Origin of the sequence: Embleya scabrispora DSM 41855, from assembly GCF_000372745.1 — a bacterium.
Taxonomy (GTDB): domain Bacteria; phylum Actinomycetota; class Actinomycetes; order Streptomycetales; family Streptomycetaceae; genus Embleya; species Embleya scabrispora.
The window spans coordinates 326,662-339,204 of record NZ_KB889561.1; the positions used below are offsets into that span (position 1 = coordinate 326,662).

9 protein-coding genes are annotated in these 12,543 nt (G+C 70.4%); all 9 read left to right on the forward strand.

Annotated features, from left to right (window positions below; all coding sequences use genetic code 11):
* Window positions 1-15 precede the first annotated feature (15 nt).
* The 9 genes from A3IC_RS0101360 to A3IC_RS0101400 are packed head-to-tail and all read left to right on the forward strand — an operon-like array spanning window position 16 to window position 12,536.
* Window positions 16-1,359, forward strand: coding sequence for a lysine N(6)-hydroxylase/L-ornithine N(5)-oxygenase family protein (locus tag A3IC_RS0101360; RefSeq protein WP_020548261.1), 1,344 nt, complete (start codon window positions 16-18; stop codon window positions 1,357-1,359).
* The gene (locus A3IC_RS51910) at window positions 1,356-2,516 is read left to right on the forward strand and encodes an NAD(P)/FAD-dependent oxidoreductase (RefSeq protein WP_020548262.1); all 1,161 of its coding nucleotides are present in this window, start codon (window positions 1,356-1,358) and stop codon (window positions 2,514-2,516) included. The genes A3IC_RS0101360 and A3IC_RS51910 overlap by 4 nt, the downstream gene beginning before the upstream one ends.
* On the forward strand, window positions 2,513-4,855 hold the full coding sequence (locus A3IC_RS0101370) for a class I tRNA ligase family protein (RefSeq protein WP_020548263.1): 2,343 nt from the start codon (window positions 2,513-2,515) through the stop codon (window positions 4,853-4,855). The genes A3IC_RS51910 and A3IC_RS0101370 overlap by 4 nt, the downstream gene beginning before the upstream one ends.
* Window positions 4,852-8,238 (forward strand): non-ribosomal peptide synthetase, encoded by a 3,387-nt coding sequence (locus A3IC_RS0101375; protein WP_020548264.1) that lies wholly within the window; start codon window positions 4,852-4,854, stop codon window positions 8,236-8,238. The genes A3IC_RS0101370 and A3IC_RS0101375 overlap by 4 nt, the downstream gene beginning before the upstream one ends.
* Window positions 8,235-9,782: an AMP-binding protein gene (locus tag A3IC_RS0101380; RefSeq protein WP_020548265.1), complete on the forward strand. Its 1,548-nt coding sequence runs from the start codon at window positions 8,235-8,237 to the stop codon at window positions 9,780-9,782. Before A3IC_RS0101375 ends, A3IC_RS0101380 begins: the two co-directional genes overlap by 4 nt.
* The gene (locus tag A3IC_RS0101385; RefSeq protein ID WP_020548266.1) at window positions 9,766-10,029 is read left to right on the forward strand and encodes a hypothetical protein; all 264 of its coding nucleotides are present in this window, start codon (window positions 9,766-9,768) and stop codon (window positions 10,027-10,029) included. The genes A3IC_RS0101380 and A3IC_RS0101385 overlap by 17 nt, the downstream gene beginning before the upstream one ends.
* 1 nt (window position 10,030) lies before the next feature.
* On the forward strand, window positions 10,031-10,645 hold the full coding sequence (locus tag A3IC_RS0101390) for a GNAT family N-acetyltransferase (RefSeq protein ID WP_020548267.1): 615 nt from the start codon (window positions 10,031-10,033) through the stop codon (window positions 10,643-10,645).
* Complete coding sequence (locus tag A3IC_RS0101395) at window positions 10,642-11,745, forward strand: C45 family autoproteolytic acyltransferase/hydrolase (RefSeq protein ID WP_020548268.1); 1,104 nt, start codon at window positions 10,642-10,644, stop codon at window positions 11,743-11,745. The genes A3IC_RS0101390 and A3IC_RS0101395 overlap by 4 nt, the downstream gene beginning before the upstream one ends.
* The gene (locus A3IC_RS0101400; protein ID WP_211232254.1) at window positions 11,742-12,536 is read left to right on the forward strand and encodes a thioesterase II family protein; all 795 of its coding nucleotides are present in this window, start codon (window positions 11,742-11,744) and stop codon (window positions 12,534-12,536) included. The genes A3IC_RS0101395 and A3IC_RS0101400 overlap by 4 nt, the downstream gene beginning before the upstream one ends.
* Window positions 12,537-12,543: the final 7 nt, after the last annotated feature.

The following is a 12,543-nucleotide window of genomic DNA, read 5'->3' on the forward strand; positions in this document are numbered from 1 at the left end:
GAGTGTCTTCGAGCTGTGGGAAAATCAGTCGAAAACCGCATTCCGGAAACCGGCGGAAACCAGTCGGCGCAGTACCGCTGCGTCGGCATCGGAGTCGGTCCCGCCAACCTGAGCCTGGCATCGCTGCTGCATGGGCGCTCGGAGGCGCCGAACCTCTTCCTCGAACAGAGGGAGCAGTTCGGCTGGCACGACAATCAGCAGATACCCGGTGCGGCGTTGCAGGTATCGCTGCTCAAGGACCTCGTCCTCCTTTCCGACCCGACGAACGGGTTTTCCTTCCTCTCGTATCTGCACGAGCAGGGGAAGATCTACCACTTCATCAACGCGCAGTACGATGCGGTGCCCCGTCGGGAGTTCCGGAATTACCTGGAGTGGGCCAGTCGGCGCAACGAGAACATCGTCTTCGGCGAGAAGGTGCTCTCCGTCGAATTCGATGGATCCTTCATCGTGCACACCAGTCGGCGCACCGTGACCGCGGACACCGTCTGCGTCGGCGTCGGCACCAGACCCTGGGTCCCGGAACAGGCCCGGGACAAGCTCGGCGACACTCAGTTCCACGTCTGCGACTTCATCGACGGCACGCGCACCGGCCTGGTGGGCAAGCGGGTCGCGGTGGTCGGTGGCGGTCAGTCCGGGGCGGAGGCGTTCCTGGATCTGATATCCCGGCCGCCACAGGAATTGCCCAGGCGGGTGACCTGGATATCGCGACGCGGGAACTATTTCCCCATCGACGACTCGCCGTTCACGAACGAGTATTACATGCCGAGCTACTCCGAATACTTCGCCGGTCTGGACCGGACCGTCCGCGAGTCGCTCAACAATCGGAACGTGCTGAGCAGTGACGGAGTCTCCGAATCGACGCTGCGGGACATCTACCGGCGCTGCTACGAGCACCGCTTCATCGCCGGGGCGCACGACCTGCTGGCCCTGCTTCCCAACCGCGGCGTGACCGACGTGACCGGGAACGAGTCCGGCGGCTGGACCATCGAGATGGGCCACAACGACCGGCCGGGCGTGGCGGAATACGTGGATGTGGACGTCATCGTGTGGGCGACGGGATTTCGCCCGGCGCCGACGGATTTCCTCGCGCCGATCGAAAGCCGGCTGGAGCGCGAGGGCGACGAGTACCGCATCGACCAGGACTTCGCCGTGCAATGGGACGGCCCTCGCGATCGCCTGATCTTCATGCAGAACGCGGCCCGCGGACAGCGCGGCCTGGCCGATCCCAACCTGAGCCTGACCGCATGGCGCAGCCGCCGTATCCTCGACCGGATCCTCGGCGTGGGCTCCGACGAGCAACTGCCCTCGTTCGTCGAGTGGTCGGCCAAACCGCCGGCCGACGAACTGGACGCTCTGTGATCCCCGGCCGCACCGACGTGGCCGTCGTCGGCGCCGGCATCGTCGGTTGCCTGGTCGCTCGGGAGATCACCGCACGCGCACCGCGGGCATCGGTCGTGCTCCTGGACCGGGACACCGCCGGGACCGGCGCGAGCCGTCGATCGGCGGGTCTGCACTGCCCGCGCGGTGCGACGGAACGTGTGCGGCGGATGACGCGGTACAGCCAGGACTACTACGCCGGACTCAAGGCCGACACTCCGGAACTGCCGATCCATCCGGTGCCCATGTCGATCGTCGCGTCACCCACGAGCGCGCCGCGACTGCGCGAGATCTACCTCGACAGCGCCGAACTGACGCGCACCCAGGCGCCGTTCGACCACGAGCCGACCGGTCGACCCGACCTGTGTCTGCCCGAGCACGCACAGGTCTGGGACTGCCGAGGCGGTCAGTACGCGGATGTGTACGCGCTGGTCCGCGACCTCACCCGGGAGCTGCGTTCCCGGGTGACCCTGCGCGAGGGCGTTCGGGTGGATGCCGTACGCACGATCGGCCGGCGGGATCCGGCCGCCGAGAATCCGGGCGCGGACGAGGACGACGCCCGCGCCGGCCACGTCGAGCTGCGTCTGGGCACCGGCGAGACGCTGATCGCGGGACGGGTGGTCCTCGCGCCGGGCCCCTGGCTCGCCGATCCCGCCTGGCGCGAATTGCTCGCCCCGCTCGGCGCCCGGGTCAAGCGGATCGTCGCCCTGCACATCGACCGGCTCCCGACCCGGGCCGATCGGGCCGTGGTCTTCCAGGACGAGGATGCCTTCCTGCTGCCCCTGCACCAGCCGGGGCACTGGCTGTTCAGTTACACGTGCACGACCTGGGACGTCGATCCGGACGAACGAGTCGACGGACTGTCCTCCGAGGACGTCGACCAAGCACTCGCGAGCCTGCGCCGGCACGCCCCGGAGTCGGCCCGACGATGCGTCTCGGGTCGCGTGTTCTGTGACGCGTACAGCGTCACCGGCGAACCGGAGGTACGCGTACTCGACGGCGGACACGTCGTCTTCGCGGGCGCCGCCAACGGATCCGGCTACCGGCTCGCCCCGGCGATCGCGGCGGAGGCCGCGGATCTGCTGCACCTGCCCCCCAAGCCGCCGCACGTGCCGGCGAAGCAAAGGAGTCGGTCGTGAAGATCAGCACCTACCGCACCGATGGTCCGGATGCCGCGCAGGGCGTCGACGTGGTCCCCGTCGAGGCGGGTTCCGCGGCACGACAGGGGGTGGGCGCGACCTGGATCAGCGTCGCGCCCGGCGCCCGCTCGGAGGCGCACCAGCACGACGAGGCGGAGACCTGGGTGTTCGTCGCGGGCGCGGGCGAGTTGACCGTCGACGGCGAACGCCATCCGGTCTCCGCCTCCTCCATCGCCCAGTTCGAGCCGTTCGAGACGCACTCGGTGCACAACACCGGGGACACCCCTCTGCTCTTCGTCAGCTTCTACTGGCGCGACGGCGTACGCGCGGTGCACGCGGCGAACGACACCGGACACCGAGGCTTCGGCAAGCGCCCGCTGTTCGTCTTCTCCTCCGCGCCCACCCCCAACGGGGACCTGCATCTGGGACACCTGTCCGGCCCGTTCTTCGGGGCCGACGTCTTCGTCCGCCATCAGCGCATGCTCGGCGCCGACGCCTGGCACATCACCGGCAGCGACGACTACCAGAACTACGTCGTGGCCGCCGCGCGTCGCGAGGGTCGGACCCCGGCGCAGACCGCGGCGCACTACAGCGCCGAGATCCTGGCCACCCTCGAACTGATGGACATCGACGTCCACCGGTACACCGCGACCAGTCGGGACGCCGCCTACCCGGCCGCCCTGCGCGCGTTCTTCTCCCGACTGACCGCCTCGGGCGTCGTGGCGCCCCGGGAGGGCCCCGCGCTCTTCGCCGCCGAAACCGGCGAATATCTGTACGAGTCGGGCGTCAGCGGCGACTGCCCCACCTGCGGCGGCGAAAGCGGCGGCAACGTGTGCGAGGCGTGCCTGGAACCCAACGTCTGCAGCGACCTGATCGCGCCGCGTTCCGCCGGGTCCGACGTCCCGCCCCGCGAGGGCGCGATCACCCGCTACACCCTCCCGCTGCACGAACTCGTGCAGGACATCGCCGACCACCACCGGCTCGGGCGGGTCCCGGCCGCGGTGCAGGAATTGGCCGAACGGCTGGCCCGGCGCGAGCGGTTGGACATCCCGCTCACGCACCCGGCCGAATGGGGTGTCGCCCCCACCGAGTCCGATGTGCCGGGCCAGGTCATCTGGTCCTGGCTGGACTACGCCTTCAGCATCCTGTACGGCATCGGCGCGCTCGGCCGGGACCTGGGCCGGGACTGGGACGCGGACGCACCCGACGCCGACTGGAAGATCGTGCACTTCCTGGGCTCGGACGGCAGCTTCTTCCACCCGATGTTCATCCCGGCGCTCTATCGCATCGCCCACCCGCGGTGGAACCCGGACATCGACTACCACATCAACGAGTTCTACCTGCTGGAGGACAGCAAGTTCTCCACCAGCCGCGGCCACGCCATCTGGGGCAAGGACGTGCTCGACCCGCGCACGGTCGACTCCATCCGCTTCTACCTGGCGCTGACCCGCCCCGAGGGTCGGCGCACCACCTTCGCACCCGCCGCGTACGAGTCCTTCGTCCGCGACACGCTGGTCGGCGGCTGGCAACACTGGTTGAACGACCTGGGCGATCGGGTCGCGAAGCGCCATGCCGGCGCCGCGCCGGACGCGGGTGTGTGGCGACCCGAGCATGCCGCCTTCCTGGCTCGGCTGGAGGGGCGTCGCTCGGCGCTGACCGGTGCCCTCGGCCAGGACGGCTTCTCGCTCAACCGTGCCGCCGAGTTGCTGAACGGCATCGTCGAGGACGTCAGGACGTTCGCCCGGCTCCAGGCCCCGGCCGCCGAGGTCGCGAACTGGAAGGACGAGGCGCGCACCACGATCGCCCTCGAACTGGCGGCCGCACGGCTGTTGGCCACGTGCGCCGCGCCGGTGATGCCGAGGTTCGCGAACCGCCTCTCGGCCGCCCTCGGCGGACCCGCGCCCACCCGATGGCCGACCTCGGTCGACCTGGTGCCCGCCGGCACGGCCGTCGACCTGAGCGGCCGAGTCTTCTTCGCCACTCCCGAGGCATCCGAGCGGACGCCGGACCCGACATCGAAGCGTGCGTCGAGCTCGGAGGAGCCGGCCGACCCGGCCGCGGAGCAGCAGCAGTCGTCGTTGCTCCCGTGGTTCGGCAACCTGGTGCGTGAACTCCTGCGCCTGCCGGACGACGCCCCCGTCCACGACAAGTCGCTCGTGCTGCTCGGCATGGAGTCGCTCCAGGCCATCGCCCTGCAGTACCGGCTCACCGAGCAGGTCGACGCCGACGTCTCGATCGAGGACCTGCTCGGCGGGCACACGGTCGCCGAATTGAGCGCGCTCATCGAGCGGGGCCTGGACCCCGACGTGGTCGCCGCACACGCGGAGGTTCGAGCGTGAGCCACGTACACATTCTGCGCGAGATCGAGGCGAGGGGTCTGACCATCACCGCCGCCGGCGCCGACCTGCGCCTACAGGGGCCACGCGAGCGCATGGACGCCGATCTGCTGCGCCTGATCAAGGCGCACAAGGCGGAACTGATCGCGCACCTCGACGCGCCGGACGGCTTCGCCCTGACCGACCTGCAGCGCGGCTACCTGGTCGGCCGCGGCGAGCACGTCGAGATCGGCAACGTGGCCAGCCACGTGTACCACGAGATCGAGGGCGTCTGGGACATCGACCGCCTGGAGCGCGCGTTGCGCGCGGTGGTGGCGCGACACGGCGCGTTACGGACCCGCTTCACCGCCGACGGCCGTCAGGTTCGCGAGGACGCGGTCGACGTGCGCGTCGGGCGGCTGGACGTACGCGGCGCGTCCGAGTCCGAACGGCGCGAACACCGGCTCGCCGAGCGGGAGTCGCGCTCGCATCGCATCCTGCCCGCCGACCGGGCCCCACTGCTGGCGGCGGACGTGACGATCCTGGCCGACGACCGTATGGTGCTGCACGTCGACCACGACGGGCTGATCCTGGACGCGATCAGCATGTTCCTGTTCTTCCGGGACTGGTGGTCCGCCTACCGATCCGACACCCACCCGGACACCGATGCCGCCGATACCTCCGACCCGCTCGAAGAGGCTTCCTTCGCGGCCTACGTGACGGCGCTGGAGGTCGCACGCACGCGCGCCCCGGCCAAGCGGGCCCGCAAGTACTGGCTGGATCGGCTGGACGACCTCGCCCCGTGTCCGGACCTGCCACTGCGCGCCGGCCCGGCCACGATCGTCGCCCCCCGGTTCTCGGCGCACTTCGCCCGGCTTGCCGAACCGTCCTGGACGGTGCTCAAGGCCCGGGCGGCCGAGGCCGGACTCACCCCCTCGGCGCTGCTGTTCGCCGTCTACGCGGACACCCTCGCGGTCTGGGGCGCCGGTTCGCGGTTCACCGTCAACACCACCGTGGCGAACCGCCCGCCGATCCACCCGCGCATCTTCGACGCCCTCGGCAACTTCTGCGAGACGATGCTCGTCGAGGTCGCCGTGGACCGTGAGACCACCTTCCTCGACCGGGCACGTGCCCTCCAGGCCGGGCTGCGCCGGGGGTTGGACAACCGGCACTTCACCGGCATCGAGGTGCTGCGCGAACTGGCCCGCCGCGGCGACGGCGCGACGCGCGGGCAGATGCCGTACACGTTCAACAGCGCGCTGGGCTACGTGCACGCCGACATCGACGGTTCGGCCCTGGAACTGTTCGGGCCCGAGGTGTACACCGCGAGCCAGACGCCGCAGGTCTGGCTCGACACCTCCGCCTTCGAACAACACGGCGGCGTGGTGGTGCAGTTCGACAGCGTCGACGGGCTGTTTCCGGACGGGCTGGTCGAAGACCTGGTGTCGGGCTACCAGCGTCTGCTGGAGGCCCTCCTGAGCGAGCGGGCATGGTCGGCCAGGACGTTCGACCTGCTTCCCGAGCACCAGCGCGAGCGGCGCAGGGCGGCCAACGCCACGGCCACGGAGCTGCCTTCGCCCGGGATGTTGACGGACGCGTTCCTGGCCAACGTGGAGCGCGAGCCGGCCGCCCCGGCGGTGCTCACCTCGGCCGGGGCGCTGAGTTACGCGGACGTGTACGCACGGGCCGCGCACGCCGCCGCCTGGTTGCGGGCCCGGCGGGTGGTTCCCGACGAGCCGGTCGCGCTGGTACTGCACCGCGGACCGGCGCAGATCGTCGGGATTCTCGCCACGATGCTGGCCGGTGCCGCCTATCTGCCGGTCGACGCCGCGCTTCCGGCGTCTCGTCGCCGGTACATGCTCACCAACGGACGCGCCCGCCTGGTGCTGACCGACCCTGCCGCGGCGCGGGACGGCGACGACGGGGGACGCGAGGTCCTGGTGCTGGAGCCGGACGGCCCGCTTCCGCCGGGCCCGGTGCCCGATCCGCGCCCGGTGCCCGGCGGCACGGACGACGAGCACCTGGCGTACGTCCTGTACACCTCCGGGACCACCGGCGAGCCCAAGGGCGTCATGGTCGGTCGCAGGAGCGTGGCCAACGTGGTCGCCGACTGCAACGCGCGGTTCGGCATCGGGCCGCGGGACCGGTTCTTCGGGATCAGCGCGTTCAACTTCGACCTGTCCGTCTACGACGTCTTCGGCGCGCTGTGCGCGGGCGCGGCCGTGGTGTTGCCGGACGCGGACAAGGCGAGCGATCCCGCGCACTGGTTGCAGTTGTGCCAGGACACCGGCGTGACCGTGTGGAACTCGGTTCCGGCGATCGTGTCGCTGTTGCGGGACCAGGCGACGGCGGACGGCACGGATGCGCTGAACTCGCTGCGCCTGGTGATGATGAGCGGGGATCGCATCCCCCCGACGCTGCCCGCCGACCTGCGCCGGCTCAAGCCCGATCTGGAGCTCGTCTCGCTGGGCGGGCCGACAGAGACGACGATCTGGAACGTGCTGCACCCGATCGGCAAGGACGAGGACGGCTCGCGGAGCATTCCGTACGGCCGGCCGAACGCGAACAACCGGGCATACGTCCTGGACGAACACCGATGCGACCTGCCCGACGGGGTCACCGGCGAGATCTGGGCCGCCGGGATCGGCCTGGCCCGCGGGTACTGGGGCGACGACGCGCTCACCGCCGAGCGCTTCGTCATCGACCCGGTGCGCGGCGAACGCCTGTACCGGACCGGGGATCTGGGGCGCTACCTACCGGACGGCGAGATCGACATCCTCGGCCGCGGCGACTTCCAGATCAAGGTCAACGGTTATCGCATCGAAGCCGGCGAGGTGGAGACCCGGCTGGTGGCGTTGGATGCCGTGGAGCGGGCGGTGGTCACCCGGCAGAGCGGTGCCCGCGGCGACCGGTTGATCGCCCATCTCGTCCCGGCCGGCGACAGCCGCCCGGACGTCGAGGCGGTGCGTGAGGCGCTGCGCCGGCATCTGCCCCCGTACATGATCCCGGCCGCCGTGCACTGGCACGCGACCCTGCCGCTGACCCGCAACGGCAAGGTCGACCGGGCCAGGTTGGCGGCCGCGGCGGATGCCGTCGCCCCGTCCGCCGCCGCGCCCACCGCCGCCGACTCGGAGTTGGAACTGCGGATCGCCGGATTGTGGGCGAAGTTGTTGCGGATCGCGGATGTGGATCTGGACGTCACCCGCCCGCTGTACGACCTCGGCGGTGATTCGCTGGTGGCCGCGCGCATCCTCGCCGGTGTGCGCAAGCAGTTCGGCCTGACCATCACGCTGGACCGGCTGCCCGAGGTGGACACGGTGCGGGCCATGGCGACGCACATCGAGCGAGGTCTCGCCGACAAGGCCCGCGCGGCCGGGACGAGCGGGAAGGAGGCGGACGCGAGGTGAGCGACTCGGTGATCAATCACATCGTCGCGCGGGCCCCCTCCCCCGGGCACCACATCCGCTTCTTCCGCCTCGGCGGGATCGAGACCGTGGAACTGACCGACTTCCACGCCCGAGCCGGGCGGCTCGCGCTGTGGTTGCGCGAGTTGGGCATCGACCGGGGCGACCGGATCGGCATCCTCGCGGCGAACAGCCTGGAGTGGATGCTCCTGGATGTCGCGGCGATCCGCCTGGGCGCGGTGAGCGTGGGTTTCGACCCGGCCAAGTTCGACACGGACACCGGTCTGAGCGAGCGCTACCGCCTGAGCGTGCTGTTCACCGACCGTACTCCCACCGCGCCCGGCAGCAGGGCGCTGGGCGAGGTGGGCCCGGCCGCGGCGCGAGCCCGACCCGGGCAGGTGCTCGAACCCCTCGTCTACGCGCCCGACGACGTGTTGTCGTTGAAACTCACCTCGGGCAGTACCGGCGAGCCCAAGACGCTGACCGCCGGAGTCGGCAGCGTGGACGACGATCTGCGGGCCGTCCAGGAGATGTTCGCGCACGGTGCGGACGACAACCTGCTCGTGTTCCTGCCGCTGTCGGTGGTGCAGCAGCGGTATTGGACGTACTCCGCGCTGCGGTGGGGCCACGACGTGACCATCTGCACCTACGAGTCCGCGTTTCCCGCGCTTCGGCTGGTCCGGCCGACGGTGGTGATGGGCGTGCCGGGGTTCTTCGAGAGTGCCAGGAGGCACATCCAGGCCCGGATGGGCGACACCGCGGGCGGCGACGCGGACGGGGTTCGCCGCAACGCCGCCCGGCAGTTGTTCGGCGACCGCATCCGCTACCTGTGGACCGGCTCGGCGCCGGCCGCCGCCGGCACACTGCGCTTCTTCACCGACGCCGGGCTGCCGATCTTCGAGGGCTACGGGCTCAACGAGACCTGCATCGTCGCCAAGAACCACCCCGGCGCGCACCGACAGGGCAGCGTCGGGCGGGTGTTGCCGGGCAAACAGGTGCTGCTGGACGCCGAGGGAGTGATCCACGTGCGCGCCGAGCACCCGGTGTGCCGGGGCTACGAGCAGGCACCACCCGGTGTCTCGCAGAGTGTGTTCGCCGCGGACGGGACGGTCCGCACCAACGACATCGGCCGGCTCGACGAGGACGGCTTCCTCTACATCCACGGCCGCGCCGACGACGTGATCGTGCTCGACAACGGCCGGAAGATCGCCGTACGACCACTGGAGGAGCACATGAAGATCAGCCCGGCGATCGAGGAGTGTGTGGTGTTCTGCCCGACGCAGACCCATCTCGTCGCCGTGGTCTCACCCGCCGTTGAGCCGATCGGACCGGCCGAGGAGCGCGCCATCGCCGAGCAACTGGCGCTGACCAACGCCGCGTTCGGCGTGGACGAGCAGATCCGCGACGTCGTGGTGGCACACCCGAGGTTCGGCGTCGAAAACGGGCTGCTCACCTCTCAGCTCAAACCCAGGCGCGAGCGCATCCTCGACACCTACCGCTCACGGATCCACGACAACCAGGGAAGCATCCATGCAGTCCGAGATTGAGACCGTGGCCAGGAAGAACCTCGCCCGGGTCCTGGAGACCCCCGTCGACCCGGCGGACCTCGACCTCGACGAGGACATGGTCGGCGCCTACGGGTTGACCTCGCTGAACAAGGTCCTGTTCCTCATGTCCGCCTGCGACGATGCCGGAGTGGACCTGTCCAGCTTCACCGAACCCGACGTGGCGGCCATGAGCACGCTGCGCGATGTGACCGAGGCGCTGTCGCGCCACGCCGAAAGGGCGGCCTGAGATGGGCTGGGTGGAGACCGCGTCGACGACGCTGGAAAACGAGTACGTCCTGTTGCGGCCGATCGTGCCCCAGGACCGCGAGGGGCTGCGCAAGCAGGCGATGGATCCGGAGATCTGGCGCTACTTCGTGCAGATCATCGCGACGGACGCCGAGTTCGACGCGTTCTTCGACGCGGCGCTGGCCGACCAGGCCGCCGGCCTGCGGGTCGTCTACAACGTGATCGACAAGCGCACCGACCGCTCGGCGGGCAGCATGAGCTTCTGCGGCATCGTGGAGCCGGCCGGACGCCTGGAGATCGGCTGGTCCTGGTTGGGCGCCGAGTTCCGCGGTCAGGGCGTCAACCGCTGGGCGAAATACCTTATGTTGGCTCATGCGTTCGAGCAACTGGTGGCGGAGCGGGTGGAGTTCAAGACGGACGTGCTCAACCTCCAGGCCCGCGCCGGCCTGCGCAACATCGGCGCCACCGAGGAGGGCGTGCTGCGCAGTTTCAACCCGATGCCCGGCGGTCGGCGCCGCGACGCGATCTACTACAGCGTGTTGCGCGCCGAATGGCCCTCGATTCGCGCGCAGTTGCTCTCCCGGGCCAAGGTGACCCGGCCGGAGGGGACCGGATGACCGCGGACCCCGACATCCCGCGCGTGCCGTTCGTGCGGGCGCACGGCGACGCCTTCGCCTGTGGCCGACAGCACGGCATCGCGCGGGCCGAAAGCCTGCGCGCCTTCGTCGACGACGGGCTGACCCGACTGGACCGGGTCATCTCGGGCCCGGTGTCGCTGGCCGCGCTGCGCCCCACGCTGGACGCCTACCGGGCCGAGATCGAGACCCAGACACCGTTGCTGGCCCAGGAGTTACAGGGCCTCGCCGAGGGCGCGGGGCTGAGCGCCGACGAGGCGTTGTTGCTGCAACTGCGGCGCGAAATCATGGGATATCATCGGATACCGACCATGGGTGACTGTACGACGTACGCCCGACGCGGCGCCGCCGGCTCGGTGCTGGCGCAGACCGTCGACCTCAACGGGGATCTCGACGATCACATCTGCGTGCTGCACATCGCCCGGTCCGGTTCACCGCGCCGGGTGCTCGTGCTCGGCTTCGGCGGCCTCCTGGGCTACCTCGGGGTCAACAGCGACGGTCTCGCGGTGGGCCTCAATCTCGTGCTCGGCGGCGAGTGGCGCCCGGGCCTGCCGCCCTATCTCGCCATCCGGCACCTGTTGGACAGCGCCGCCGACGTCGACGAGGCGGTGTGGATCCTGCGCGGCCTCAAGCCGGCGAGTTCACGGAACCTGGTGCTGTGCGACGCCCGCAAGACGGCCTGGGTGGAGATCCTCGGGGACGAGCAGCGGGTCACCGAGGCCGAGGTGAGCGTGCACACCAATCACTTCCTGCACCCCGACTTCGTCGCCCGCGACGAGCTCAACGTCTTCGCCCGCAACTTCTCCCGACAACGGCTGGACACCTGTGTCACGCGTCTGGCCGCGCTGCCGGCCGACGCCGGGGTCGAGGAACATTTCGCGCTGCTGTCGACGGCGCCGATCCGGGTCCCGGGCAATGGTGACATCCGCCGCGAGCGCACGGTGGCCACCGTGGTGATGCGCCCGGATACGGGCGAGTTGCATGTGCGCCCGGGCGATCCGGCGCACAACCGCACACACTCGTTCACGCTGCGCGCCCCCGGGGCGAACCCCGCGCCCGAGCCGGCGGAGGTGACGACGTGAGCCCATCCGTATCCGTGGACGACACCGGCTGGTTCGTCTCGCGCACCGATGCCGACGCGCACATCCCGCGCATCTACTGCTTCGCGCACGCGGGCGGCGATTCCCGCTCGTTCTTGGCCTGGCAGGACGAGTTGGGCGACGAGGCCGAGCTGGTCGCGGTGTGCCCACCCGGCCGCGCCCACCGGGCCCGCGAACCACGGCCCACGCTGGCCGAGTTCGCCCAAGGCGCGGCAGCCGCGATCGCGGTCGGGGGCTCGGGCACCGAGCACGGACCGCCGGTGTACCTGTTCGGGCACAGCCTGGGCAGTCTCGTCGCGTTCGAGACCGCGCGCCGGCTGCGCGAGCTGCCCGCGCTGCGCCGGCTGTTCGTCTCCGGCGTCTCAGCTCCCTCGCTGGCGCCCTCGCAGCGGGTGTGCGATCTCGCCGCACTGGAGGGCCGGGAGTTCGCCGAGGCGTTGCGATTCTTCGAGGGCCTGCCGCCGGAGGTGCTGGCCCACGAGGATCTGCTGGACCTGCTGCTGCCCGGCGTGATCGCGGACTTCCGCATGGCCGCCGGATACCGGTACCGACCGGCCCCTCCGCTGACCGTGGGCGTCACGCTGATCGCGGGCCGAGACGACGCCTACCTGGACGCGGACAAGTTGGCGCTGTGGGACCGCGAATGCGTGACATCGCCCGCGTGCCATTGGGTCGACGGCGGCCACTTCCACTTTCGCGACAAGGGCCCGTCCGCGGTGATCGACCTGCTGCTCGCGGCCGTTCGGACCGACCAACACATCGAAGTCATCTAGAGCCCGA

What these genes read in the sequence shown, in the direction of transcription:
- A3IC_RS0101385 (WP_020548266.1), top strand. Translation starts at nt 9,766, where the DNA reads ATGCAGTCCGAGATTGAGACCGTGGCCAGGAAGAACCTCGCCCGGGTC.
- A3IC_RS0101390 (WP_020548267.1), top strand. Translation starts at nt 10,031, where the DNA reads ATGGGCTGGGTGGAGACCGCGTCGACGACGCTGGAAAACGAGTACGTC.
- A3IC_RS0101395 (WP_020548268.1), top strand. Translation starts at nt 10,642, where the DNA reads ATGACCGCGGACCCCGACATCCCGCGCGTGCCGTTCGTGCGGGCGCAC.